Annotated in this window: 20 protein-coding genes and 2 pseudogenes; 13 read left to right on the forward strand and 9 right to left on the reverse strand. The window is 58.7% G+C overall.

Features of this window, described 5'->3' with window-relative positions; translation table 11 throughout:
* Positions 1-191 precede the first annotated feature (191 nt).
* Positions 192-452, forward strand: coding sequence for a substrate-binding domain-containing protein (locus ATY79_RS00005; protein WP_088702510.1), 261 nt, complete (start codon positions 192-194; stop codon positions 450-452).
* A 136-nt stretch (positions 453-588) separates the two neighbouring features.
* On the opposite strand, the gene ATY79_RS00010 is transcribed toward ATY79_RS00005, so the two are convergent.
* From ATY79_RS00010 to ATY79_RS00025, 4 genes are all read right to left on the reverse strand, one after another.
* Positions 589-1,398, reverse strand: a complete 810-nt coding sequence (locus tag ATY79_RS00010; protein WP_088702511.1) for an oxidoreductase — start codon at positions 1,396-1,398, stop codon at positions 589-591.
* Positions 1,399-1,658: 260 nt separating this feature from the next.
* Entirely contained in the window at positions 1,659-2,333 is a 675-nt protein-coding gene (locus tag ATY79_RS00015; protein ID WP_189637929.1) for a TetR/AcrR family transcriptional regulator, read from the reverse strand.
* A 139-nt stretch (positions 2,334-2,472) separates the two neighbouring features.
* Entirely contained in the window at positions 2,473-5,583 is a 3,111-nt protein-coding gene (locus ATY79_RS00020; protein ID WP_088702513.1) for an efflux RND transporter permease subunit, read from the reverse strand.
* The gene (locus tag ATY79_RS00025; RefSeq protein ID WP_088702514.1) at positions 5,580-6,701 is read right to left on the reverse strand and encodes an efflux RND transporter periplasmic adaptor subunit; all 1,122 of its coding nucleotides are present in this window, start codon (positions 6,699-6,701) and stop codon (positions 5,580-5,582) included. The genes ATY79_RS00020 and ATY79_RS00025 overlap by 4 nt, the downstream gene beginning before the upstream one ends.
* Positions 6,702-6,799: 98 nt before the next feature.
* Between ATY79_RS00025 and ATY79_RS00030 the strand changes: the two genes are divergently transcribed.
* Positions 6,800-7,387 carry a TetR/AcrR family transcriptional regulator gene (locus tag ATY79_RS00030; protein WP_088702515.1) on the forward strand — a complete coding sequence of 196 codons (588 nt, stop codon included), beginning with the start codon at positions 6,800-6,802 and terminating at the stop codon, positions 7,385-7,387.
* A gap of 180 nt (positions 7,388-7,567) precedes the next feature.
* The gene (gene fabF / locus ATY79_RS00035) at positions 7,568-8,866 is read left to right on the forward strand and encodes a beta-ketoacyl-ACP synthase II (RefSeq protein ID WP_088702516.1); all 1,299 of its coding nucleotides are present in this window, start codon (positions 7,568-7,570) and stop codon (positions 8,864-8,866) included.
* A gap of 203 nt (positions 8,867-9,069) precedes the next feature.
* Here the strand turns inward: fabF and ATY79_RS00040 are convergent.
* A pseudogene (locus ATY79_RS00040) lies at positions 9,070-9,660 on the reverse strand (formyltetrahydrofolate deformylase); the annotation flags it as partial.
* Positions 9,661-10,564: 904 nt separating this feature from the next.
* Between ATY79_RS00040 and ATY79_RS31190 the strand changes: the two are divergent.
* Positions 10,565-10,690: pseudogene (locus ATY79_RS31190) on the forward strand (prevent-host-death protein); the annotation flags it as partial.
* Positions 10,691-11,253: 563 nt separating this feature from the next.
* On the opposite strand, the gene ATY79_RS00055 reads toward ATY79_RS31190, so the two are convergent.
* The 3 genes from ATY79_RS00055 to ATY79_RS00070 form a co-directional block, all read right to left on the reverse strand.
* Positions 11,254-12,048, reverse strand: coding sequence for a universal stress protein (locus ATY79_RS00055; RefSeq protein WP_245312280.1), 795 nt, complete (start codon positions 12,046-12,048; stop codon positions 11,254-11,256).
* A gap of 573 nt (positions 12,049-12,621) precedes the next feature.
* Positions 12,622-13,041, reverse strand: coding sequence for an HD domain-containing protein (locus ATY79_RS00065; RefSeq protein ID WP_088702518.1), 420 nt, complete (start codon positions 13,039-13,041; stop codon positions 12,622-12,624).
* A 4-nt stretch (positions 13,042-13,045) separates the two neighbouring features.
* Entirely contained in the window at positions 13,046-13,399 is a 354-nt protein-coding gene (locus ATY79_RS00070) for a DUF2934 domain-containing protein (protein ID WP_088702519.1), read from the reverse strand.
* A gap of 110 nt (positions 13,400-13,509) precedes the next feature.
* Between ATY79_RS00070 and ATY79_RS00075 the strand changes: the two genes are divergently transcribed.
* Positions 13,510-13,692, forward strand: a complete 183-nt coding sequence (locus tag ATY79_RS00075; protein WP_088702520.1) for a hypothetical protein — start codon at positions 13,510-13,512, stop codon at positions 13,690-13,692.
* A 244-nt stretch (positions 13,693-13,936) separates the two neighbouring features.
* Positions 13,937-14,329: a hypothetical protein gene (locus tag ATY79_RS00080; RefSeq protein ID WP_088702521.1), complete on the forward strand. Its 393-nt coding sequence runs from the start codon at positions 13,937-13,939 to the stop codon at positions 14,327-14,329.
* Positions 14,330-14,823: 494 nt separating this feature from the next.
* On the opposite strand, the gene ATY79_RS00085 is transcribed toward ATY79_RS00080, so the two are convergent.
* The gene (locus ATY79_RS00085; RefSeq protein WP_088702522.1) at positions 14,824-15,720 is read right to left on the reverse strand and encodes a LysR family transcriptional regulator; all 897 of its coding nucleotides are present in this window, start codon (positions 15,718-15,720) and stop codon (positions 14,824-14,826) included.
* Positions 15,721-15,792: 72 nt separating this feature from the next.
* On the opposite strand from ATY79_RS00085, the gene ATY79_RS00090 reads away from it, so the two are divergent.
* From ATY79_RS00090 to ATY79_RS00120, 7 genes are all read left to right on the forward strand, one after another.
* A complete protein-coding gene (locus ATY79_RS00090; RefSeq protein WP_088702523.1) occupies positions 15,793-18,651 on the forward strand; it encodes an FAD-binding and (Fe-S)-binding domain-containing protein in 2,859 nt (952 codons plus the stop codon).
* 33 nt (positions 18,652-18,684) lie between these two features.
* Positions 18,685-19,137, forward strand: coding sequence for an Lrp/AsnC family transcriptional regulator (locus tag ATY79_RS00095; RefSeq protein WP_007538163.1), 453 nt, complete (start codon positions 18,685-18,687; stop codon positions 19,135-19,137).
* Positions 19,138-19,261: 124 nt separating this feature from the next.
* On the forward strand, positions 19,262-20,497 hold the full coding sequence (gene lhgO, locus ATY79_RS00100) for an L-2-hydroxyglutarate oxidase (RefSeq protein ID WP_088702524.1): 1,236 nt from the start codon (positions 19,262-19,264) through the stop codon (positions 20,495-20,497).
* 536 nt (positions 20,498-21,033) lie between these two features.
* The gene (locus ATY79_RS00105) at positions 21,034-21,930 is read left to right on the forward strand and encodes a helix-turn-helix domain-containing protein (RefSeq protein ID WP_088702525.1); all 897 of its coding nucleotides are present in this window, start codon (positions 21,034-21,036) and stop codon (positions 21,928-21,930) included.
* Positions 21,931-22,162: 232 nt separating this feature from the next.
* Entirely contained in the window at positions 22,163-23,248 is a 1,086-nt protein-coding gene (locus ATY79_RS00110; RefSeq protein ID WP_088702526.1) for a sugar ABC transporter substrate-binding protein, read from the forward strand.
* A gap of 84 nt (positions 23,249-23,332) precedes the next feature.
* The gene (locus tag ATY79_RS00115; RefSeq protein ID WP_088702527.1) at positions 23,333-24,154 is read left to right on the forward strand and encodes an ATP-binding cassette domain-containing protein; all 822 of its coding nucleotides are present in this window, start codon (positions 23,333-23,335) and stop codon (positions 24,152-24,154) included.
* Positions 24,151-25,410: an ABC transporter permease gene (locus ATY79_RS00120; RefSeq protein ID WP_088702528.1), complete on the forward strand. Its 1,260-nt coding sequence runs from the start codon at positions 24,151-24,153 to the stop codon at positions 25,408-25,410. Before ATY79_RS00115 ends, ATY79_RS00120 begins: the two co-directional genes overlap by 4 nt.
* Positions 25,411-25,413 lie beyond the last annotated feature (3 nt).

Below are 25,413 nucleotides of genomic sequence, written 5' to 3' on the forward strand. Positions count from 1 at the left end.
CTACCGGGCCCAGCCAGCCGGCCACGATCGCTGGCGCCAATCAATTTGAATCGGGTTGCTATTCCGCAACCCGCAAGGATGCGCAATGGCAGGAATTCTCTTGACGGACAGGTGGCGATTAGACAACTGTCACATGTCAAAACGAGCCGAGGTAGACCAGAGCGACCCGAAAAGCAGAAACGTAGCTAGTTTTGACCGCTACTCGCACCGCCTTTGTTGTCGCACGAGGAAAATTCGGCCTCCGCATCCCCGAAGAGATCGCGATCGTCGGCTTCGACAATTGCGGGCTCGCTGCGTCGCAGGCCTACAGCCTCACCACCTGCAAACAGGCCCGACAGGAAAGGGTTCGGGCGATCATCGCCATGATCCTCGGAACCGTTGAAGCCGAGACAATCACATTGCCTGGTAAATTGGTCATCCGAATTTCGACCTCAGCGCCCTTTGTCAAATGATGGATTATTTGCAGCGAGGTGTCGCGACACCTCGGATATGTCAACGTCAGCCACTTGCCGCCCGTTGCGAAGGTGCGAAGCGAGGCCAGAGGTGACAATATCTGGTGGCTTCAGCAAGCGCCTGGAGGCGCGCCCTTCACTTACCGAAGCCGAATGTCTTGCGCAGACTTTTGTCGACGGCGTTCGCCGGCATGAATCTGCGCAAGCGGCTTAGAAGCGTCGCTTGCCCGCCCGCCGGTTGACGCATCCGGTATGGACCGTTGATCGCAGCCAGAATTTTCGTGGCTACCGCCTGCGGCGAAGGCGCTGACTTGATCTGCGCCTGTACCGTTTCGATGGTCGCATACGCCTGCGTTTCGTAGACACCCAAGGGAGCCTCTGTATGTGCTGCGTTGACGTCGAGCTTCGTGTTGGTGAAGGTGGGTTCGAGTAGCACGACCCTGACGTTGAACTCACGGATTTCGTGGTCCAGCGACTCCGACAACCCTTCAAGCGCATGCTTGCTGCTGGCATATAGTCCCATGAACGGTGCAGGCAGGAAGCCCAAAACCGAGCTAACATTGATGATGAGCCCGCTGCGGGCGGCTCGCATGGATGGCAGGGCGGCACGGATCATGCGCAACGGGCCGAACACGTTGGTATCGAATACTCTTTGAGCTTCCGCGGTTGAGGTATTCTCAACGGGGCCGACCAGCGAAACGCCGGCATTGTTGATCAGGATGTCGATCTTACCTGCTTCGGACAGAACCCATTCCACAAAGTTCGTAACCGATGTGTCATCGTTGACGTCAACTGTTCCGAAGCGCACGCCGGGGATTGAATTGGCGCGGTCTGGGTTGCGTACGCCCCCAAACACCTTGAAGCCATTCTGCGCAAGAAGGCGCGCCGAGGCCTCGCCTATTCCGGATGATGCCCCGGTGATAATGACGACTTTCTGATTGGACATGCATGCTCCTGAGGTTTGTGCGAACGAGTGCCAGGAAGCTTTCAGCGGGATCAGACCTCTATCAGGTGGGGATTCCGCATTTTGCTTCGCCCAACGTTCCGTTAGATTTCGCTCGCAATCTAACGTGATTTTAGATGTCGATCAACATATAAAATTTGGTGCGCAGGGTTTTCCAGCATTTTCATTGAAATGGGGCGTTTGACCAGGTGGTTCGGCCGGTTGCCGCAACGGCTGCAGGATGCGTGTGGAAGCCACTCTATTCACAGCACAAGTTGACTCGGACGAAATTCATTCACCCCTCCCGGGCGTGCACTCGACGGGCAATTTTCAGATTTACCGAGGGCTCGCATGATAAAGCGGATTTGGGCATTCACAGCCGCCGCGGTGTCTTCTCCGTCCTTGACACGTTGCTCAAGCAAAATTGGATGGAAGAACGGCAGGAACGCCGTGATCGCTCCCCATGCGGCATCGTCGGCGTCCTCGACCTTGAATTCGCCCGCTTCCAGACCCTCGCGAATAAGCGTTTTGAGGATCACCAACATCTGCTCGTTATGGGCGTTGATGATTGGCCAACTTTCGTTCACGGCAGTGACGAGCAGCTCGTGCATGGGCCTGTCCTTCACAAGCATCGTCATGCTGTGCCAGTGTATGGTGTTCAAAAGTTCAGCAAGCCTGTCACTCGCCGGCGCGACCATCTGTGCAATCGTAAGGGCCGTTTGCGCAACGTCCCGAACAATAAGTTCGCACACGGAGCTGTTTATAGCCGTCCTGGAAGGAAAGAAGCGATAAACATTCGCGCGGCTCATACCGAGTTCCGAGGCGATGTCTTCCACGGAAGTCTTATGATAGCCAATGCGCCGAAAATACTTTTCCGCCGCCTTGAGAATCCGAGTGCGCGACTGCTCAAGGTCGATCCCTATCGGATCCGCAGACATTATCAGCGCCTCCAGGGTGAGTGAGCCAAACCTCGATATGCTCCCCGAACAATCGTCTGATTATCGTGACAAAGGCCAGAAGGCGGGCATTGAGGATGCCCACCAGAAATCCGAGTTGACGGCTTTCGACGAACGAACGTCATTCGGCTGCCATTGGTGTTTGTAAGTCCAATTCTTTCGGCAAATTTTGATGGTTTTCGTTTTTCGTCGGCTTAATGCGGAACCAGGTGGCATAAAGAGCCGGAAGGAAGAGCAGGATCATTATGGTCCCGACCGCCGTTCCGCCGATCAGCGTGTAGGCCATTGACCCCCAGAACACCGAATGGGTGAGAGGAATGAAGGCAAGGACGGCCGCAAGTGCTGTCAGGATGACGGGACGTGTGCGCTGCACGGTCGCCTCTATGACGGCGTAATAGTCGTCAAGACCGGCGGCCTTATTCTCCTTGATCTGCTCGGTGAGGATCAAAGTATTGCGCATCAGGATTCCCGCAAGCCCGATCAGTCCGAGAATGGCATTGAAACCGAAGGGCTGATGAAAGACGAGCAAAACGGGAACAACGCCAGCAAGCCCGAGCGGCCCCGTCAGCATGACCATGGTCATCGTCGACAGGCTACGGACCTGCAGAACGATAACGATCAACATGGCGGCAATCATTGCCGGGAAGATCTGGACGAGGGCGACATTGGCCTTCAACGATTCCTCGATGTTTCCTCCCATCTCGATACGATATCCCACAGGAAGTGCGGTGATCAGCGGCTGAAGCGCCTTCATAACCTGCTGTGAGACTTCCGGGGGCTGTGTCGCCTCGTTGATATCCGAACGGATCGTGATAACAGGCGTTCGATCACGACGCTTCAGGATCGGCTCCTCAAACCGGATCTCGGAGTGACCGATCTGATCGAGGGGAACCTGACGGCCGTCACGGCTCATCAGCGAGAAGTCTGCCAGTCTTGAGGGATCGAGCCGGTTTTCACCAGCACTGCGGGCGATCACAGGCACGTTGCGGATATTCTCGCGCACCTCAGTGATCGGGATCCCGCTCAGGAGCAATTGCATCTGCTGGGCGGCCTCCGCCGACGAAAGACCAATCAGATTGAGCCGATCCTGATCAGGGACGAAGCGCAGTACCGGCGTGCGATTGCCCCAATCACGGTTTGCTTGGCGGACATCCGGCACGCTCTTCATGATGTCGAGAGCCTTTTCGGAGATTTGGTATAATTGCTTGGGGTCTGGGCCCATGACGCGGAATTCGACTGGAAACGGTGTGTAAGGACCGAATACGAGCTGCGTAACCCGGACATAGGCTTCCGGAGCGAGCCCGCCTGACACGGCGGTCCGGAGACGTTCCTTCAAAGCCTCGCGGGCTTCGGCGTCCGGGGTCAACACGACGATCTTGGCGAAGGATGGGTCCGGCAGTTCCGGCGCCATAGCAAAGAAGAAACGGGGAGCGCCCTGACCCACATAGCTCGTGACGGTCTTTGCCTCGGGCTGTTTCTGTAGCCATCCTTCGAGCTTTTCGACCGTCGCCGTCGTCGTCTCGATACTGGTGCCCTCAGGTAAGCGGACCTCCACCAATACTTCGGGACGGTCCGACGTCGGGAAGAACTGCTGCTTGACCGCTCCCATTCCAACGACGGAGATTCCCATAGCGATCCCGACCACAGCACATGTGACGAACTTGTGGCGCACGGCAAATTCGATCATCCCCCGAAGACGACGATAATTCGGCGTGTCGTAGATGGCGTGATGGCCACCCTCGACCGGCTTGATCGTCGGCAGCATCTTGACGCCGAGGTAAGGCGTGAAGATCACGGCGACGATCCAGGAGACGATCAGGGCAAAGCCGACGACCCAGAAGATGTTGCCGGCATACTCGCCGGCGGTCGACCTCGCAAAGCCAACCGGCATGAGGCCGATGATCGTCACAAGCGTGCCCGACAGCATGGGCGCCGCCGTATGACTCCAGGCATAGGCGGCCGCCTTGATGCGATCCATCCCCTCTTCCATCTTCACCACCATCACCTCGATGGCGATGATGGCATCATCGACAAGAAGGCCGAGCGCCAGAATGAGGGCACCAAGCGTGATGCGATCGAAGAACCGGCCGGTCTCCAGCATGATGAGGAAGACGACGGCAAGCGTCAGCGGAACGGCCAGAGCAACGACGATGCCGACACGCCAACCGAGGCTGATGAGACTCACGAACAACACCACGCCGAGCGCCATGGCAAATTTCAGCATGAACTCGCCGACGGCTTCCTGGATGTTGACGGCCTGATCGCTGACCTTGGCAAGCGTCATGCCGAGCGGCAAGGTCTGCGCGATCGTAGCGGATCTTTCTTCCAGCGCCTTGCCGAGTTCCAGGCCGTTCCAGCCCTGTTGCATTACCACGCCGAGCATGATGGCAGGCTCGCCCTCATGGCGAATGAGGTAGGTGGCCGGATCTTCATAACCGCGCCGCACTTGGGCAAAATCCGAGAGCTTCAGCGTGCGTCCTGCTGCCACGATCGGCGTATCGGCGATCGCCTGGATACTGTCATAAGCGCCATCGAACCGAATGAAGACCTGCGGGCCGCGCGTATCGATCGAGCCTGCCGGTGTCACGGTGTTTTGCCGCTGTAATGCGGCCGCTATGTCCTGTGCCGAAATCCCAAGAGTGGCGAGCTTCGCATAGGAGAACTCGACAAAGATCTGCTCGGGCCGCTCTCCGAGAATGTTGATCTTCTTGACGCCTGGCACATGCAGAAGATCCTGACGGATCACCTCGGCCTGCCGCACAAGCTCGCGCATCGGCATGCCCTTGGCCTTCAGCGCATAAAGGGCGAAGCTGACGTCGGAGTATTCGTCGTTGACGAAGGGACCGAGAACGCCCTGAGGCAGGTTGCGCGCCTCGTCTCCAAGCTTCTTCCGGGCCTGGTAGAATTCTTCCTCGACTGCGGTGGCCGGCGTATTGTCCTTCAGCGTGACCGTCAAGAATGCGTAGCCAGGACGCGTCGTCGTCTCGACGCGGTCGTACCAGGTAAGCTCCTGGAGGCGCTTCTCGAGCGGCTCGGCGACAAGGTCCTGCATTTCGCGCGCCGTCGCGCCCGGCCACACGGACGTTACAGTCAGCGTTTTAATGGTGAACGATGGGTCCTCCGCGCGTCCGAGTTTGACGAACGCGTAGACGCCAGCCGCGGCCAAAAGGACGATGAAGAATAGGGTAACGGCTCGCTCACGAACCGCGAGCGCGGAAAGATTGAAGGTCATTGGTTCGCAGCCTCTGCTTTTTCGACGCTGGTACGCACGCTCGCACCGTCCTGAAGCAAATGGGCTCCAAGCGCGACGACCGGCTCACCCGCCTTCAGGCTCGAAACCACTGCAGACTCCTCGCCCATCTGTTCTATTTTGACCTCCCGGAAATGAACGGTCGAAGATTTCTCATCAAAAACCCAGACGCCGGTCCGGCTGCCGTCATCCAAAACGGCGCCAACAGGCACCGCTGCGTGCGACTGGGCTTCGCTATTGGCGATTCTGATCGTAACTGTCGCACCAAGCGGGGCTGATGCCGCAGCACCGTCCAGAACCCAGCGTGCTTCATAGGTGCGGGTCTGTGGATCGGCGGCATCAGAGATCTGCCTGAGCCGCGCCTTGTCTGCCCGGCTCTCATTTCCGTAGATGCTGGCGTCGGCTATGTCGCCGATCTGCGGCCGCAGGGATTCCGGGAGCCAGACCAGCGCTTCACGCGGGCCGGCCTGTGCGAGACGAACCACCGTTTGCCCCGCTGTCACGACTTGACCCGGCTCTGCGAGCGTTTCGACAATAGTGCCGTCAGCATCGGCAACCAGCAGGGAATAAGTTGCGGCGTTTTCGGCGACCCTGGCATCCGCTTCTGCCGCAGCAAGCTGAGCAGTTGCAGTATCGAGCGCAGCCTTTGCCTGTTCATAGCGCTGCGGAGAAGCTGCTGCCAATCCACTCTTGGCCAAGGCCGCGTAGCGTCTTTCGTCTGCTTGAGCCTGGGTGAGCACCGCCTGAGCCGATGCGACCGCATTGCGCTTCGCTGCAAGCGCAAGGCGCAAATCGGTCTCATCGATGCGCATGAGGGGCTGGCCGGCCTTGACCTGCTGACCAACGTCCACATAACGCTGCATGATCTTGCCGGGCACGCGGAATCCAAGGTTACTTTGTACTCGTGCGGCGATGGTGCCCGTGAAGCTCCGCCCGGCTGTGTCCGGCCTCTTTGCCTCCACCAACCTGACGAGTGGTGGCGCACTGCGGGGATCGGCGGCCTGTGCCTTTCCTTCCGAGGACTCGGCGACCAAGACGAACGCTGTGGCGCCGACGGCCGCCAGTATGCCGACGGAGGCGAGGAGAATTTTGCGGCTCATGTCATTAACCCTTCTTGACGGGCGCAGCAACTAATTTAGATTGCGATCTAACTCTAAATGCGTTATAGATGTCAAGTGAAATCTAATTGGAGGCCGATATGAGAGTCAGTCGCGCTCAGGCAGAGGCAAATCGTGAAACGGTAATCAACGTGGCCAGCCGGCTCTTCCGGGAGCATGGATTCGATGGGATCGGGCTGAAGGACCTGATGAAAGGGGCCGGCCTCACTCAGGGCGCGTTCTACAAACAATTCACGTCGAAGGACGATCTTGCCGCACTTGCATCAAGGCGCGCGCTGGAAAGCGCCACAAGAAGATGGTCAACCGCGGCCGCAGACGCCTCCGATCCCTTGGAAGCAGTCATGGCATTCTATCTCTCCAAGGATCACAGAGGAGAGAAGGCGGAAGGTTGCCCCTTAGTGGCGCTTGGAGCCGATGCTGCTCGACAAGGCAGAGAGGTCAGGCGCCCGTTTGAGGATGGTATTCGAGCTCACTTCGAGGTGTTGGATGAACTGATGGGTGATGACAACAGCGCAAGTCCGAGCGAAAAGGCGATGGCGATACTGTCTCTGATGGTCGGGGCCGTCACGCTATCACGCATCATCGAGGATGAGAGGTTGTCCCAAGGTGTGCTCGACGCTGCCACTGGTGAAGTCAGGCGTATTGCGCATCGCGACGGTGTTGCCTGAGGGCTATGCCGGGCCCAGGCCCGGCGCTGACATGGGCCGAGATTTAGCTGCCGCTCGTGTCGGGTGAGAGCGTTCTCAGGCCTTAGGGAAATTACAAGTTTTGAGAATAGGCCCTGACCGATTGTCGGGTGGGACGCCGGTTGCATGTCTATTCTCATAGCGAAGGCAGGTGGAAAACAGATGCGTCGTATTGTTGTTACAGGTATGGGAGCTGTCAGCCCCCTTGGAGCAAACGTTGATATTTCGTGGTCGCGCCTGCTCTCGGCTCAAAGCGGCATTCGTCGACTAGGTGACGATATGGTCGGGGATCTGCCTTCGAAAGTCGGAGGCGTGGTCCCCTCTGTAGCCGAATCCCCTGAAGGGGGGTTCGATCCGGATACGATCATTCCGCCAAAGGATCAGCGCAAGGTCGACCGGTTCATCATCTTCGCGCTGGCTGCCGCGGAAGAGGCGCTAGCGCAAGCGAACTGGAGGCCGACCTCGAATGAAGACAGGCTGAGAACCGCGACGATCATCGCGTCCGGCATCGGTGGCTTTCCGGCAATAACCGAAGCCGTCCGCACCGTCGATCAACGCGGTGTGCGCCGCCTTTCGCCCTTCACCATTCCCTCCTTCCTCGTCAATCTCGCAGCCGGGCAAGTCTCAATCCGCCACGGCTTCAAAGGTCCCCTCGGCGCGCCCGTGACGGCATGCGCTGCTGGCGTTCAGGCCATCGGCGATGCCGCCAGGCTTATTCGATCCAATGAAGCCGACATTGCCATTTGTGGCGGAACAGAAGCCTGCATGAACATCGTCAGCCTGGGTGGTTTTGCCGCAGCAAGATCGCTGTCGAGCGGTTTCAACGAAACGCCTGGCAAGGCGTCGCGTCCCTTCGACACGTCGCGTGACGGCTTCGTCATGGGCGAAGGGGCGGGCATACTCGTCATCGAAGCACTGAGCCACGCCCTTGCTCGCGGTGCCACTCCAATTGCCGAGCTCGTCGGATACGGCACGACGGCTGACGCCCACCACATCACCTCCGGTCCCGAAGATGGAAGTGGAGCGCGTAGAGCAATGGAGCTTGCCATCGCGCAAGCTGACGTCGCCCCTCATGACGTCGGTCATCTGAACGCGCATGCCACCTCGACTCCGGTGGGAGATCTCGGAGAAATCAGAGCTATCAAGGGTCTATTTGGCGACGGGAACTCCATCGCCGTAAGTGCAACAAAGTCAGCAACCGGACATCTGCTCGGCGCGGCCGGAGGTCTGGAGGCCATCTTCACGATTTTGGCACTCAAGAACCAGGTCGCACCACCGACCCTGAACTTGGATACACCGGATCCGGAAGCGGCTGGAATCGATTTCGTTGCAAATGAAGCGCGCCACCTGGACGCTGAATACGCGATATCGAACGGCTTCGGTTTTGGCGGCGTCAATGCCAGTGCGCTTTTTCGACGCTGGCCGACGGAACGCAGTCGCCGGACGTCCTCCATTGGCTGACGCGCGCCGGCTCATCCAAAGCAGCATGAAACCTTGTCTTTGCCCAGGAGCTGACCTTCCATGAAACCTCCGAAGTGGCCTGCTGCCGGTTTTTCGGACACCGAGTTAAGGTATTTCCAATGAAACTCGTAAGCAGGCCATAAAGCTGATCGGCTGATGCGACGTCGACGATACCAGCCTAAGGACGACGACCTTCATCTCGATCAGCCCATGCGCTCGGAGGCATAGGAGCCTGGAGAAGCCGGGAACACGACGGTCTTGTTCCCGTTGATGAACACCCGTCGGTGGATGTGAGCGTGGACCGCCCGGGCGAGCACCTGGCTCTCGACGTCGCGTCCGAGGCTGACATAGTCCTCGCCGCTCTGGGCATGCGTGACACGCACAATGTCCTGCTCGATGATTGGGCCTTCGTCGAGGTCGGCCGTAACATAGTGCGAGGTCGCACCAACGAGTTTCACACCTCGCTCGAACGCCTGCTTATAGGGGTTCGCGCCCTTGAAGCTGGGCAGGAACGAGTGATGGATGTTGATGATTCGGCCCGACATCCTCCAGCACATCTCATCGGAGAGGACCTGCATGTAGCGGGCGAGCACGACCAGCTCGGCGGCTGAGTCCTGGACGATCTGCATCTGCTTTGCCTCGGCTTCCAGCTTGTTCTCCTTGGTGACCCTGATGCAATGGAATGGGATGTCATGGTTCACGACAATCCGCTCGTAGTCCATGTGGTTCGAGATCACGCCGACGATGTCGACCGGCAGCGCGCCGATCCGCCAGCGGTACAGGAGATCGTTCAGGCGCCACTAATGTCAATGCACCAAGCTTCGAACAAACCAGTAAACCGCGACATGCATGCCTTTAAAATCAATGTTGCGGTAAACGCGGCCGCTTCGTCTTTCACGATCAGGCTGGTCTCCACTCCCGCTGCCCCAGAGCAATCTCCACCATAGCGCGGCGTGCCAGACGGACGCAGAGCGTGCATGCGCATTTGAACCTATGTTTTAATAATGAGAATGAACAGCACTACCGGGGAATTGAGGCCGGCTACCGACTTGCACTCGAAGGACAGGTCTTTGCGATGGCAGCAATTTCCTTTCGAGCCCCGGTGAGCTCAGACCCGGTACTATATTCAATGTCTGCCTCGACCGAGTACATTGTGGCAAACGCGGCATCTGACGTCAGGGCGCCAAGCAGTTTCGGATGCTTCGATAGAGAGGTCGATCGCCGATTGGAACTCTTTCCGTCGAGCCGGATCGTTTCCCTGTACTTTCCGATTTCAAATCGCGCCGACCGCAAGCCAAAATCACCGAGCGTGGCATCACTAATCTCGAAAACAAGACCATCTTTGATGTCGCAGCGCACCATGTAGCAGACTTCGTTGTCGGTTGGCTCGTCTGTCGAGCAGGTCCCGACTTCCCCGGCATGAGAACCCGAGAGCTTGACCATGGAGCAGGCGGTTCGGTCTCCTGAGCAAGGACAGGACAAAAGGCAAGGCCTGCACCCAGCATTCAGAAAGCCACTCTGGCCACCTTTGCGAACGCTTCTGCTTCATTCCTCATCCTGCCCTCCTGCGCAGATTTTACGCGAGCTTAAGAGGTGGATGGCTTATGGTCCAGACCTGTAAACCCGTGCTGACCGCAGGGATCTTGCGGCAGTGTAGTCAGGGCCGGCCGCAGGCTCCTTTCCCCAGCTTTCGCCGAGGTGCTCGAACGCGCCAATCATGGCGAGCAAATCGTCATCATGCGCGGTAACGGGATTTACACGGGCATCGGCCCGCCCGACGGCGGCAAGCTCCCGTTCGGACTGTTGCGCCAGCGCGGCCTGCCGCTTCCGAGGAATAAGTGCCAGCCGCAGTGCAGCGGCCTCTTGGCGGCGGTACGGGGCCTTTATCTTGAGCCTGTCGCGGCATATTAAGGGTTGGCAAGGAGATGCTCCTCGCACCGGCGACCAGCTCGAGTGTCTGCACTGCATGGAAGACGGCGAAAACCGCGGCTCGCGCCTTCGCGCCTATTGGCAAGTGCCGCAGAACTTGTTCCGCGCATATTCCTGACGCATAAGCTGCCCCGGCACAACACGCGGGCGAGCTGTCAGCGCGACCAACGTTTCGTCTAGCGACCAACCACGGAGCGACGAGCACCTTAAGCAACGTATCCTGCGTCGCGTATACCCTCCTCTCCGCAACACCAAGCCGCCAAGCGCCACGAAAAGAATTCCCCAGGAAGATCGAGCGTGTGAACATCGAAGAGGCGACACGGACGACCGGCAGTCCGATCTGATCGTATCGCCTCCCGGCAAGAGGTTCGTTACAATGCCACATACTGGCGAGAAGTGTTTGGTGCCGGCTTCACATGCTTAAAGAGCTCTTCGAGCAGATAGCCGCCGCAAGGCGATTAGTGCGACATCAGGACTGGCATTGAAATGTTTTTTAGCAAATCACGCGTCGCACCGCCGAACATATCTTCGAAAAGCGGCGAGTGGCCATACGCGCCGCAAACGATAAGATCTGCGTTCTCTCGGTCGAGGCCGGCAAACAACGCACTCGTGAAATCATTTTCGCCCGTATTGCGCCATCCCGCCAGGACTACCTCTACCCCATGGTGCTCAAGATGCGCCTTTATCTCTTGAACATCTTGATTTGTGTCGCGGTAGTTGCTTGCGAACACGAAGAGGAAAACCTTGCTTGCTGCCTTGAGGATCGGCATTGAGTCGTGAACGGCCCTCGTTGACTCCCGGCTGAAATTCCAGGCAATGACCACGTGCTCACCGATTGCCTTTTGTCCTGTCCAGCCCGTTGGAAGTACCAACATGGGAACCCCTGCTGTCGTCAAAATTTCTTTCGGGATTGCAGGATTGGAGAGATGGCGATGGTCCGGATGCGGCTGTGTCGTTACCAGAAGGTCTGCGCAATGGGAGAAGAGCTGCTCTGCGGTACGAGCCTCTGGCCGTGCCGCGTGATATTGGAAATCAAGCCCGGCCTTGCGAACTGCGGCGGCGAATTCAGCTTCAATCGCTCGCGCAAGATCGCGGCTCTCTCCCTCCAGTGCTTCTCTCGTGCTGACGTCGACGCCGATCAGCCTGGCGTGATGCTTGACAGCGACATCAATGGCCGTGCGCACACGCGCTGCGCAATCTTCCCCGACGTCCAAATAGACAACGATATCTCTATAGGCCATTGCTTCCTCCATTCGCGAACGCGCAGGGGCCATGTGGTCCACCTGCTTGCTTCTCTGCCTTCGGAGTCATCAGCAGAATCGCGGTCGAAGGAGGCGAACCCATCACCTCGAGCAGTTAATGTCCCTTGACGCTACCTGTTCCGCACGGCCGCAAAGATTTTAAACTCATCGGGTTTGGGTGTGGCCATTGCCTTCTGGAGGAGGATGCTGCCGCTGCCGACAGATCGGAGGGCCCGGCTCGTCGGATGCAAGCTCGGATCGACAAGGATCCCTGTTTGGCCACGTCCACGGCCAGGGCAAGGATGTTCGAGCGGTCTGATTGAACGACAGACAGGTGACCCGTCTCATCAACAAGGCGGTTTGGCCGCCAGTGTTCGCGGCGACCTCAGCGAGGCGAGCTAACCAAAGATTCTCCGGCCATACGTTGCGCGCTGGCCCTTGCGTCCCCGGCCGAGGTCGACGAGCGCCATGTCCAGAAGCAACTCGGTCAAGGTGGCCCGGAAAAGACCCGCAAATACCAGCGCCGCCACGATCACTCCCGCATCAACTTTCTCTCCGTGACCGGGCTGATGTGGCGAAGTATCTCTAACGTCTGTTCCTGCTTTCAAGCAGCGCCTCCAAGCCACGCCGATACCTTTCGGCATCCTCGCCGGCTTGATCGACCTGCCACAGATTGTCCTCAAGGTCGGTTTGCTTGACAGGTAGGGCAAAAGGATTGGACGCCGCCCGCCGGACAAACGCGTCGTCTGGTTCGTCCGGCCGTCGTGTCAAGGCATCCACGGCGGAAATGATCGGCGCCGGAAAGCCTTCCTCTCTCAGGCGGTCGAGCGTCCACCCCTTTCCCTTCTCGGCGACGTCATGAAGATAGGCGACCGTTTGCGCCTCCGCGCCGGAAACGAGAAGCGCGACGCGTTGACAATGCTCAAAGTATGGTCGGCCAATCTTGTCTACCTGTCCGTCATGGGCCGCAAGAGCGATCTGGATGGCATGATCGAGGTGCTGCATGACGTCATGGTCCCTCGGTCTTCTTGATCTTCTGCCGGGAGGGCGTTTCGCCCGTTGTTATCTCGACCTCCGGCATGGCGGATGCTGATGATTGCGGGCTTTTCGACGTTTTCCTTGACCGTGGAGATTTTCCGCGGAGCCGATCGAAATCGCCGCTCTCGCCTGCGCCTTGAAGCAGCGCCGCATCGTCCCGATCGTCCCTGGGCACCAGCTCTTGTGACGTCTTATCCGCGCCGTCGCCATCCAGTTCGTCGCAGGCTTGTTGCCAATGGCGCAACGCCGCGCCTTCCGGCCGGCCCTCGCTCTCCCAGATCTCGTAGGCGCGGCGCCGGATCTGCTCGTGCTTATCAGTGGCCATGCCCTATTCCTTCACAGCAGGTAATCCCATGCAGAAAGAATTAGAGAGTAGTGCGATCGTGTCGATACCGTCAGTCAGCATCAGGAGGAATTCCTTCGCGCAGTCTGGCGATGCTTATCAGGATTGCCACCGAGAGGTATGGGCTGAGAGTTTTCGGTAACATCGACATCGAAAAGCTGAACGATCTTCCGCAGAAGGCGCGAGTTGTCGCCAATGCCCTTATGGAGCGCGGTGATGCGCGAGCTTATGCAATGGGACGAGGAATGATCATCCAGCTAGGAGGCGGGCGCTGAGATATTGGCCATAGACACTGCGGGTGTTCGGTTAGAGGCCTATGACCTCAGCACCGCTGGTATCGGATATCGGAAAGCGACGTTTTGAGCCTGAAGTGATGCCAGATTTGCCTGAAGCAGGCAGCCGCTGCGAGAAGAAAGCCTAACCCGGCGGATGAGCGTGCTGCGGACTTTTCACTCCCATTGGCTGGTGGCAGTTATTCTGCTTATATACTCATCGATCTGCGCCTAGCGGAGGTGCAAGGTGGAACGATCGCTTTTTCTCGCCCGGCTCCTGGGGCCGACATTCCTCGCAGTCGCGCTCGGGATGCTGGTCAATCTCAGCATGTACGAGACTATCATCGCCGAGGGGCTGCATGCCGGCATCCTGCTCTATCTGTCCGGTTTTCTGTCGTTGCTTGCTGGCCTGGCGATCGTCAACCTGCACAACAGGTGGCAGATGGACTGGCGCGTGGTGATCACGGTGCTGGGCTGGCTGATGACAATTGGTGGCACCGTCCGGATTGTCTTGCCGCAAGTTGCGATTGCGGTAGGTTCGACCATCTATAGCGGTCGCGCCTCCGTGATCGTGGCCGCACTGACAACCGGGGCGCTGGGCGCGTTCCTCAGCGTCAAGGGTTACATGCAGCGTTTCTAGCTCCGAAATTTGGAAGGCCGTTCCCCACCAACTGCTTGGTAGATCAGTATACGATGGAGAACCGGTCGGTGCAGATGCAAGAGCTGACAAGAACCCACGTCGCATCCCATTTTTTCGTGCTGCACGTCGTATTGTCCCCATCCATCTCGCTGTGCTGGCATCCTTGATGCCAGATCGGAAATATCGGCGCGCAGACAAAGGTGCTCTGAAGTCGGCGTCACTTTCGTGGTATGCTGTTTGTCAGACGTCATAAATGGCGGTCATGCCCAGTTGGGCTGCTCCAAGGACCAAAGGACCAAGCGCAATCGACTGGGTAAGGCAAGCATAGCCATACTGGCATCTGCGACGGCGGCTGCCATCTGCCCATCATATTGCCCTCATCGAGACCGAAGGAAGCAAATCTGTTTCGCAATGATCGCAGTCAGGTTCCGAAGGAACGCAACCCCATCGCGACACTTCGAAAGCATATCCAGGAACTCCCGAGCGATGCGTTATTAGAAATAACGAATGAACCGCTCTGCCGCTGGAGGCAGGCTGGAGCGGCTGCGGGTCAACAGATAAAGGGAGCGCACGAGTCTAAAATCGGCAATTGGGCGGAAAACAATATCATCGCTCTGGATGACCTTTGCCGCGTGCTCAGGCAACAGTGCCACGCCGGCGTTGCGGCTGACCAGGGTCAACTGGGCAATGGTGCTGAAAGTCTGTATGCGGCCCATGGTCAGGCTCGGTGGCAATTCGGGGCAATCGGCAAGCATCCTTGCAATCCCGGCCTGTCCGTCGAGCGCGATCACATCTTCCGGATTGATATCGGCCAGGACAATCGGACGCGATGGCCGTGCAAGTTGATGATCCCTGTGGCAGACGAGACCGAAAGGGTCCTCGCTGATCTTTCTTCCCTCCAATTCAGCCGATTCAAAGCCCGGCCCAGCCAGCGCGAAATCGAGCGTTTTGTTGATCACCATGCCGGCCAACCGCTCGGCCACGTCATCATGGACAACGATGTCAATTCCCGGGTGGTCGGCACGAAACTTCGCGATCGCCTCCGATAATGGGGTGAGGACGGCTGAGGGCGCTGCACCAATCGCCACACGGCCGCGTTTGAGGCCGCCGACCTGTCTGGCGTTTGTCAGCGAAAGCTCGAAGCGATCGAGAAGGTCGCGAGCACCCTCGAGGAACGCTTCGCCGGCTTCCGTGGCTCTTATAGGACGCGTCTTTCGATCGAAGATGGCCGTTGCGCACTCGGCCTCGAGCATCCGGATCGTCTCGGTCAGAGCCGAGGGCACGACGCCAAGCCGTTGCGCCGCCCGGCTGAAGGATCCTTCTTCCATGACCGTCAAAGCCGCGCGAAGATGGCGCAGACCTATGTTCGTATTTTCCGAAAAGATCTTCATAACTTTCTAATTATACGAAGTACTCGTCTGTGCTTCAATACTGGTTCCTGCGATTTCCCCGGATCCACAACGATGCTGCACCAGACTGTCAATACAACGCCCTATCACATTGCTCTTGCAGGACTTCCTTCCTTGCTGACCGACATGGGATTTCGAGGCGACATCGCAGCCGATGCCGCACTGCTTGCAGCCATGTCGACGGACAACAGCATTTACACCGTTATGCCGGACATCGTTGTTGCTCCACGCGATGGCGAAGACGTTCGACGGCTGATGCGTGTCCTCGACGCCGAGCATCTGCGTGGTGTTCCCGTGACAGCACGCGGCGGCGGCACCGGTACAAACGGCCAGAGCCTGAACACCGGCATCATCATCGATTTTCAAAAGTACATGAACCGCCTCCTGAACGTAAACGTCGAGGAGCAATGGGTCGAGGTTGAACCGGGCATCGTGCTTGACGAGTTGAACGCACAACTGGCCGCGACCGGTCTGTTCTTTGCGCCGACGACCTCGACGGCAAGCCGCTGTACGATCGGCGGCATGGTGAGTACGGATGCATCGGGAAAAGGATCGAGGCACTACGGCAAGACCAGCGACAACGTGCTTGGAATGGAGATCGTCCTTAATGGCGGTCGAACACTGGATAGTGCAGCGCCGGCACCTGACTGGGCAAAGACCATGCTGTCGGAGATCGAAGCGGCTTGCAATTCGGGCCGCGACGCTCTGCTCGACCATGTCCCGGCACTTTCGCGCAGATTTACCGGATATGATCTCGAACGGGCAAAAACGCCGGAACGCGATGTCGAATGGTGGCGTCTACCGATCGGTGCGGAGGGCACGCTCGGCCTCGTCACGCGGGTGCGCCTACGCCTGCTGCGCAAGCCGAAATTCAAGCGGTTGGTCGTCATTGGCTTTAAGACTTTCGCCGCGGCGCTGGATGCCGGAAGCGCCCTCCTTGCGCATGATCCCCTGGCAATCGAAGTCATGGATGAATGGGTTCAGGGTCTCGCCGACAAGGCCGGAATTCTGCAAGCCCTGCCGGCCAGCCTGCGCGCCCGCGACAGCCAGCCGATCGCCTACAATTTCGTCGAGTTCGTCGGAGACGACGAGGCAGATCTCATGCGGCGGGTCGAAGCCCTGCGAAAGAGCGCGGTGACGCTTGCCGGGGCAATCGCAAGCCATGTCGCCATTGACGATATCGAAATGGCATCACTCTGGCAGGTCAGGGCGGCAAGTGTTGGCTTGCTCGGCAAGGTCAGTGGCACTCGCCGACCGATTGCCTTTGTCGAGGACTGCGTGGTTCCTGTCGCAAATCTTGCAGCCTTTGTCAGGGATTTCACGGCCCTGTTGAGCGACAACGGCTTGACCTATGGCATGTACGGACACGTCGATGTCGGCTGTCTGCATATCCGTCCCGCACTCGATATCGACCGCGACGAGGACCGGGCAATCATGAAAGCGATTTCGGATGGCGTCTTCGAACTGACACGCCGGCACGGTGGCATTTTCTGGGGAGAGCACGGCAAGGGCGTGCGTGGCGCCTACCTGGCGGAATTCGTCGGCGCTGTCGCATATGATGCGTTTCGCCGTATCAAACGGGCGTTCGATCCGGAATATCGCTTCAATCCGGGCAAGCTCGTCGGTGATCCGGGGTCTCTCATGGGCATCGAGACAACCTCGTTTCGCAGCGTCAACACCGAGGACAACGATCCTCTAAGCCTTGCCTTCAGGTGCAATGGCAATGCGCAATGTTTGAGCTATCAACGCAGCAACGTCATGTGCCCCTCGTTCAAGGCGACACGGGATCTCCGCCACTCGCCAAAGGGCCGCGCCGACGCGCTGAGGCACTGGCACCAAGCGCATCGGCAAGGCATTGCGAGTGAAGAGCTGGAGCGCGATGTCCTGTCCGCACTCGACGGATGCCTTGGCTGTAAGGCGTGCGCCACGAGTTGTCCGGTAGAGGTCGACATACCGGAGATGAAATCGCATTTCCTCAACCGCCTTTATCGGAAACGTCGGCGTGCGCTTGCCGATAAGGCAGCGCTGTTGCTGGAGGAATATTCACCGGTTTTGGTCCGCTGTCGGAGGCCCGCGGCTGTTTTCGCATGGCTGGCAAACCCGCTGATCGAGAAGTTCACGGGGCTACGTGATCTACCCCGCCTCGCCTTTCACGATGTGGGCAACGGGGGGTATCAGACGTTTGGCGCCAAAGCGATCGCGCAGCGTCAATGGCACGAGGACACGATCTTTATATGGCAGGATCCGTTTACGGCCCTTTTCGACACCAAGGCCGCGCTGGCGGTTGCAGACGGCCTGTGTGGTTTCGGCTATCGCCCCGTTTTCGTGGCCATGCGCCCGGGCGGAAAGGCAGCCCACGTGCTCGGCGACAGGGACCGCTTTATCAGGCAGGCGCGGAGGCTGAGATCGGCAATCGACTTGGTTGCCGCATCCGGACGACCGATGGTGGGGGTCGATCCGGCCTTCGTCATGATGATCCGCCAGGAATATGCAAAGGCCGATCTCAAGGGCCAGCCGGTAATGTTGGTTCAGGAGTTCCTGGACAAGGAAATCAAAAGCGGGCGTGCCCTGCCGAAACTGGCCACGGCACGGCTGCCGCGCAAACTGTTCCTTCATTGCAGCGAAAGCACCGGCGCCGGAGCGGCGGCCTGGAAGACGGTCTTTGCCGCACTCGGCGCGCCGGTCGAAATTGCTGCAACCGGATGCTGCGGCATGGCCGGGTTGTTCGGTCATCAAGAGCGACACCAGGCACTCAGCAGGCGCACGTTTGACCTTTCCTGGACCGGGCAGTTGCAGGGCGAAGAGGAGGCAATGGTCTCCGGTTTCTCATGCCGTTGCCAGACGAAGCGATTCTCTTCTATTCGCGGGGAGCATCCTATGCGATGGATGGCCGATGCAATCGGTGGTGAGTGACGGTTGCCTGCGGCGCGAATAGATGAGGCGATAATGTATGAGATTGATGCCCTCGACCGGAAAATCATCCGGCAGTTACGCCTGAACTCCCGCATATCCAATGTCGATCTCGGCAAGGAGGTCGGCCTGTCCGCCTCGGCTTGCCTGCGCCGTATTGCGCTCATGGAAAAGGCAGGCATCATCAAGGGTTATACAGCGCTTATTGATGTCCTTGGTGAGGAAGCGATTGCCGTCATTATCCAGATCACGCTGGAGCGTCAGACGGAGGAATATCTGAACCGCTTTGAAGCGGCCGTGCGCAAATACCCGGAAATACGCGAGTGCTTCCTGATGACCGGCGGCTCGGATTATCTCCTGCGCATCGACGTCGAGAGCGCCGGTGCTTTCGAAAGGATCCACAAGGAAATCCTGTCCGTCCTGCCGGGTGTGCTGCGCATCAATTCCAGTTTCTCCATCCGCAATGTTCTATCGGCGCGTCAAAAATAGAGGCTGAGGGCTTGAGGCGGAGCTGGCGTAAGCCTCTTGGAGTGCCATACGCCATAAGGATCGCAAGACGACGAGCCGCGTGAATGCTAGCCTGAGCCTGGACCAGTCGGATTCGGGTAACAGAATGTATGACCATTGCATCATTGGAGGCGGCATCGTCGGCTTGGCGGTCGCCATGGCGCTTCAGGAAAAAACACCTGGCGCCAGTATTGTCGTCCTGGAAAAGGAGACTGAACTTGCAAGACACCAGACAGTTCACAACAGCGGTGTCATCCATGCCGGCATCTATTATGCTCCAGGCTCACTGAAGGCGAAACTCTGCCGCGAGGGCGCGCAGGCGACCAAGCGCTTCTGCAGCGAAAATCGCATCCCCTTCGAAACCTGCGGGAAGCTGTTGGTTGCGACCAATGATGCGGAGATGCGGCGGATGGAAGCGCTCGAGGAAAGAGCGCGAGAAAATGGTATCGACCATACCAGATTGTCGACCGCAAGGCTGCGAGCCGACGAGCCCAATATCGCCGGACTCGGTGCCCTTCTCGTTCACTCCACGGGGATAGTCGACTACGCTGCAGTGTGCGGTGCCATGGCACGAAAGATCGAGGAAGGTGGCGGCGAAATCAGGCGCGGTGTGGCGGTCCGGGCGATTGACGAGCAAGACGAAGGCGTCCGCATTGAAAGCGCGTCCGGTTCCATCAAAGCCCGCAGGCTGATTGCCTGCGCCGGCCTTCAGTCCGACCGCGTTGCCTTGATGGCCGGCATGAAGATCGATCATCGGATCGTGCCGTTCCGCGGCGAATATTACACATTGCCAGCATCAAGGGCGAAGGTGACGCAGCGCCTCATCTATCCGATCCCCGATCCAGACTTGCCGTTCCTCGGCATCCACCTGACGCGAACCATCGATGGTGGCATGACGGTTGGACCGAACGCCGTGCTTGGCTTTGCGCGCGAAGGCTACGCCAAGGGAAGTTTTGCACTCAAGGACGTCTTCAGCATGGCCGCATTTCCCGGCTTCTGGAAAATGGCGCGGAAAAACTGGCGCTCGGCGCTGTCGGAATTTGCCAATTCCGCATCGCGGGCACGCTATCTCGAGGAATGCCGCAAATATTGCCCCTCGCTGACGATTGACGACCTGCAAAAGCCACAGGCTGGCATTCGCGCGCAGGCGGTGATGGCCGACGGAAGCCTGGTGCATGACTTCCTCTTCAAGCAGACCGAGCGAATGCTGCATGTCTGCAACGCTCCCTCTCCCGCAGCGACTTCGGCCATCCCGATCGGCCGCATGATCGTGGATCGGCTGCTCGAAGGCAGCACCACGACGATCAGCGCCCCCCCTGCCCGTGCGGAGGCCCAAGCCTAGCCTCTTGCGGGCTGGATCGGGTTTCGCCGACCAGGATGGCGAGGCCAGCATCGAACGGAATCGGTATGCCCCGTGACCATCGACGCCTCGTTTCGAATAGACCGCACGCCTCAGCTCTCCGGAGGTTGAGGCGGACCGACTTGCACGCGATCTTCTGCGCCCGCGACCTCAACTCGTCTCAATCATGCACCAACTCCACGACTGTAGCGCCGGCTCGCAAGGGTGACTGGCTTCCGCGTCCGATCCCCGTGCGCCCGCGCCGGTAATCACGATGCGTTTTTCGAGCCGATCCATCTTTTACTCCCTTGATGAGCCCCGACGTTGGCACTTTTGATCCAGATTTGCCGGGAACTGCACCGTCGAGCATCCCAGGCAAGCATGAATCGGATGACAAAAATGTATCAGTAAGCGGGGGCAAATGTGGTGGAGCGGCCTGTCATGTCCGGCTAAACTTCTTTCATGGTCGAGGGATGGAACCGGGAGAGCTTCACCTGCTTTGGCCTTTTGAGAGAGTGGGACCCTGGGAGGGTAGTCGCATGAAGGATGCATCAGAGCCCGATCTGGAAGTCGTCCAGATACGTTCCGGCGAATCCTTCAAGATGTGGTCGCACGGATATCCCTATCATACGGTGCGGTGGCACTTTCACCCCGAGTATGAAATCCACCTCATCACCGAAACCTCCGGCTGCTATTTCGTCGGCGACTTCATCGGCGATTTCCAACCGGGGAATTTTGTGATGACCGGTCCGAACCTGCCGCACAATTGGGTGAGCGAGGTGCCAGGCAACAGACGCATCGAGCAGCGTTGCCTTGTCTTGCAGTTCTCCGAACAATTCATCGATGGCCTGCTTGCCATGCTGCCTGAACTCAAAGGGTTTCGCCCGGTGCTCGCCGACAGCCGTAGAGGTGTCCTCTTTTCTGTCGAGACTGCCGCGCTCGCCAAGCCGGTCATGCAGGAGATGCTGGACGCCACCGGTGCGCGTCGCATCGCGCTCTTCATGCAGCTCGTCGAACTTCTGACGGCTGTGAACGATCGCATCGCGCTGACTGCATCCGACTATCAGCCCGACCCGTCCGGTTACATGTCGATCGGCACGAACAAGGCATTGGCATTTATCCGCGAAAGACTGACGGAGCCTTTTGCCGAAACCGACCTCGCAGCGATCGCCGGTCAGACGCCAAGTGCGTTTTCGAGGTCGTTTAGGAAACATACCGGATTTTCAGTGGTTCAATATGTGAACCGCTTGCGCATCAACCTTGCCTGCCAGCTGTTGATGAGCAGCGAGGACATGCCGGTGATCGATATCTGCTACGCGTCCGGGTTCAACAACCTTTCGAATTTCAACAGACACTTTCTCGCACAAAAAGGGATGCCGCCCTCCAGGTTCAGAGCCTTGCGGGCACAAAATGAAAAAGCGGTGGAGGCCGCCTAACCAGGGAGGACAGGGAGGAGAAACCACACATTGATGGCGCGTTCGAACGAAGCCCGTAGACGGCCTTCGTAAGGGAATGCTTGTCTTCAAATTCAAACAGCTGCGCCCCTGGCAGCGCGGCCGGCGATGGTCCTGGACCGTTTTCCGGTGGCGGCTTTGTGCGCTTTGAACTCAGGCTAGCCACGCCCGAGACGGTAACCGCAACAATCGATCTCTCAATGGAGAAACCGAAATGACGCAACTTTCAACGAAACTTCAAGGCGCTGCAATCCTGGCCTTCTGCCTTCTCAGCGGAACGTCCGTTTTTGCACAATCGGCCAAGGTCACGGATGCAACTGTTGCCTTCCTTATGCCCGACCAGAGTTCGACGCGTTACGAAGAGCATGACTTCCCGGGCTTCCAGGCCGAAATGGCAAAGCTCTGCGCCGGCTGCAAGGTGATCTATCAGAACGCCAATGGCGACGCATCGCGCCAGCAGCAGCAATTCAACTCGGCGATTTCGCAAGGTGCCAAGGCGATCATCCTCGACCCGGTCGACTCGACCGCAGCGGCCTCGCTGGTAAAGATGGCACAAAGCCAGGGCGTCAAGGTCATCGCCTATGACCGCCCGATTCCGTCGGCAGCTGCCGACTATTACGTCTCCTTCAACAATGAGGAGATCGGCAAGATGATTGCCGCATCGCTCGTCCAGCATTTGAAGAAGAATAATGTCAAGCCAGAGGATGGTGGCCTGCTCGAGATCAACGGCTCGCCCACCGACGCTGCCGCCGGACTGATCAAGAAGGGTATCCATGCCGGCATCGCTGAAGGCGGTTATCAGGTTCTCGCCGAATACGATACGCCGGAGTGGGCGCCGCCGAAGGCGCAGCAGTGGGCAAGTGGACAGATTACCCGCTTCAGCAAGAAGATCATTGGTGTAGTCGCCGCCAACGACGGTACGGGTGGTGCGGCAGTGGCTGCCTTCAAGGCTGCCGGCGTGGATCCGGTCCCACCGGTGACAGGCAATGACGCGACGATTGCCGGCCTGCAACTGATCATTGCTGGCGACCAGTACAACACGATCTCCAAGCCGAGCGAGATTGTTGCCGCCGCGGCGGCCAACGTCGCCATCCAGCTGCTTTCCGGCGAGACCCCGAAGGCTGACACGAAGCTCTTCGACACGCCGACCCAGCTCTTTACGCCGGCACTGGTGACAACAGAAAATCTCAAGGCCGAGATCATCGACAAGACGGTCAACGGCAAGCCGATCCAGACGCCTGAGCAGTTGTGCGGCGATCGCTACGCCGATGGTTGCAAGAAGCTCGGCATCGGCAGCTAAGAACTCCTCCCGAGGGCCCTCCGGCGCATGTCGTCGGGGGGCTCACTGCAGGCATCACGAAGTCACAGGGAAAGGCTTGCCTTAATGACGGACAACCAACATGACGCGCCCCCGACCGGCGAACTGGTGCTCAGCCTGCGTGGCGTCTCCAAGAATTTCGGCGCTGTATCAGCCCTGACGGATATTGACCTCGACGTGCATGCGGGCGAGGTCGTGGCGTTGGTCGGCGACAACGGGGCGGGCAAGTCGACGCTTGTCAAGATCCTTGCCGGCGTCCATCAGCCGACATCAGGCACGATCACCTTTGCCGGCAAACCGGTTACGCTGGCTGATCCCAGTACCGCCCTTGATCTCGGCATTGCGACGGTTTTTCAGGATCTGGCGCTTTGCGAAAATCTTGACGTGGTGGCCAACATCTTCCTCGGCCGGGAGACCAGCCCCTTAAAACTCGACGAGGTGTCGATGGAGGTGCGCTCCTGGAAGCTCTTGAACGAGTTGTCGGCCCGCATCCCCAGCGTCCGAATTCCGATCGCCTCGCTTTCCGGCGGCCAGCGTCAAACGGTGGCGATTGCGAGATCGCTGCTCCTGGAGCCGAAGCTCATCATGCTCGACGAGCCGACGGCCGCCCTCGGCGTGGCACAGACTGCGGAAGTCTTGAACCTTATCGAACGCGTCCGTGACCGCGGTCTCGGGGTGATCATGATCAGCCACAATATGGAAGACGTCCGGGCCGTGGCAGACCGCATCGTGGTTCTGCGTCTCGGTCGCAACAACGGAATATTCTATCCCGACGCAACCAACCAGGAACTGGTCAGCGCCATCACCGGGGCCGCAGACAATTCCGTCTCCCGCAGGGCAAGCCGACGCCAGGCGCCGCGGGAGATCACAGAGGGGAAAAGCCAATGAGCAGCAACGCCAATCAAAACGCGCCATCTGCACCGCTGCTGGATAGAAGCGACGTTCGGGTCAAGCACGAAACGGGCATCAGCGGCGCGATCCGTGCCTTTGCAGATCGGGTGAAATCAGGCGATCTTGGATCCCTGCCAGTCGTCGTCGGTCTTGTTCTTATCTGGACGGTGTTTGCATCTCTCAATCCGATCTTCCTTTCAGCCAACAACCTCGTCAATCTGCTTTTCGATGCATCGACCGTCGGCGTCATTTCGCTTGGAATCGTCTGCATCCTGATGGTTGGCGAGATCGACCTGTCCGTCGGCTCGATCAGCGGCTTTGCTTCGGCGCTGGTCGGCATGCTGTGGGTCAATGAAGGCTGGCCGGTTGGCCTGGCGATCGTCGCGGCACTCGTGGCCGGTGGTATCATCGGTGCGCTCTATGCCTTGCTCTTTAACCGTCTCGGAATGCCGAGCTTCGTTTCGACACTGGCTGGCCTTCTCGCGGTCCTCGGCATGCAGCTTTACCTGCTTGGCGCGACCGGCTCGATCAACCTGCCATACGGTTCGCCGGTCGTGAACTTCGGCCAGCTGCTGGTCATGCCGGATCCCGTTTCCTACGGTCTCGCTGCCATTCCCGGGATCGTGCTGTTTGTGACCGGCTACCGGACCGTCCAGCGCCGGCGGGAGGCGGGCTTGTCATCGCAGTCGCTTGGCAGCCTCGTTTTCCGCGCGGTTGTGATTACCGCAGTACTCGAGGCGATCGTCTTTTATCTTAACCAGGACCGCGGCATTCCGTGGATGTTTGGTCTCTTTGTCGGCCTGGTTGTTGCGATGAGCTATGCGCTGACCCGCACAAAATGGGGCCGTTCGATGACAGCGGTCGGAGGCAATCGTGAGGCTGCGCGCCGTGCCGGCATCAATGTTCGCATGATCTATACGAGCGCCTTCATGCTCTGCTCGATGCTGGCTGCCTTGGGCGGCGTGTTGTCTGCAGCGCGTCTTGCATCGGCCAGCCAGCAGGCTGGAACGGGCGACGTCAACCTCAATGCTATCGCAGCTGCCGTCATCGGTGGAACCAGTCTCTTTGGTGGTCGCGGCAGCGCCTATTCGGCACTGCTTGGTATCATCGTCATCCAGTCGATCGCCAACGGCCTGACGCTGCTCGATCTATCATCGTCGCTTCGCTACATGATCACGGGCGCCGTCCTTGCCATTGCGGTCATCGTCGATTCCCTCGCACGCCGTTCGAGAGTGTCCCACGGACGCGCGTAAACC

It is taken from the genome of Rhizobium sp. R693 (genome assembly GCF_002211315.1).
Classification (GTDB): domain Bacteria; phylum Pseudomonadota; class Alphaproteobacteria; order Rhizobiales; family Rhizobiaceae; genus Rhizobium.

Excerpts from the sequence above, each read along its gene's own strand:
- ATY79_RS00015 (WP_189637929.1), bottom strand. The coding sequence starts at position 2,333 with ATGTCTGCGGATCCGATAGGGATCGACCTTGAGCAGTCGCGCACTCGG.
- ATY79_RS00115 (WP_088702527.1), top strand. The coding sequence starts at position 23,333 with ATGACGGACAACCAACATGACGCGCCCCCGACCGGCGAACTGGTGCTC.
- ATY79_RS00095 (WP_007538163.1), top strand. The coding sequence starts at position 18,685 with ATGTATGAGATTGATGCCCTCGACCGGAAAATCATCCGGCAGTTACGC.
- ATY79_RS00065 (WP_088702518.1), bottom strand. The coding sequence starts at position 13,041 with ATGCAGCACCTCGATCATGCCATCCAGATCGCTCTTGCGGCCCATGAC.
- ATY79_RS00085 (WP_088702522.1), bottom strand. The coding sequence starts at position 15,720 with ATGAAGATCTTTTCGGAAAATACGAACATAGGTCTGCGCCATCTTCGC.
- ATY79_RS00120 (WP_088702528.1), top strand. The coding sequence starts at position 24,151 with ATGAGCAGCAACGCCAATCAAAACGCGCCATCTGCACCGCTGCTGGAT.
- ATY79_RS00025 (WP_088702514.1), bottom strand. The coding sequence starts at position 6,701 with ATGAGCCGCAAAATTCTCCTCGCCTCCGTCGGCATACTGGCGGCCGTC.
- fabF (WP_088702516.1), top strand. The coding sequence starts at position 7,568 with ATGCGTCGTATTGTTGTTACAGGTATGGGAGCTGTCAGCCCCCTTGGA.
- ATY79_RS00020 (WP_088702513.1), bottom strand. The coding sequence starts at position 5,583 with ATGACCTTCAATCTTTCCGCGCTCGCGGTTCGTGAGCGAGCCGTTACC.
- ATY79_RS00105 (WP_088702525.1), top strand. The coding sequence starts at position 21,034 with ATGAAGGATGCATCAGAGCCCGATCTGGAAGTCGTCCAGATACGTTCC.
- ATY79_RS00110 (WP_088702526.1), top strand. The coding sequence starts at position 22,163 with ATGACGCAACTTTCAACGAAACTTCAAGGCGCTGCAATCCTGGCCTTC.
- ATY79_RS00055 (WP_245312280.1), bottom strand. The coding sequence starts at position 12,048 with ATGGAGGAAGCAATGGCCTATAGAGATATCGTTGTCTATTTGGACGTC.
- ATY79_RS00010 (WP_088702511.1), bottom strand. The coding sequence starts at position 1,398 with ATGTCCAATCAGAAAGTCGTCATTATCACCGGGGCATCATCCGGAATA.
- ATY79_RS00075 (WP_088702520.1), top strand. The coding sequence starts at position 13,510 with ATGCTTATCAGGATTGCCACCGAGAGGTATGGGCTGAGAGTTTTCGGT.
- ATY79_RS00030 (WP_088702515.1), top strand. The coding sequence starts at position 6,800 with ATGAGAGTCAGTCGCGCTCAGGCAGAGGCAAATCGTGAAACGGTAATC.
- lhgO (WP_088702524.1), top strand. The coding sequence starts at position 19,262 with ATGTATGACCATTGCATCATTGGAGGCGGCATCGTCGGCTTGGCGGTC.
- ATY79_RS00090 (WP_088702523.1), top strand. The coding sequence starts at position 15,793 with ATGCTGCACCAGACTGTCAATACAACGCCCTATCACATTGCTCTTGCA.
- ATY79_RS00070 (WP_088702519.1), bottom strand. The coding sequence starts at position 13,399 with ATGGCCACTGATAAGCACGAGCAGATCCGGCGCCGCGCCTACGAGATC.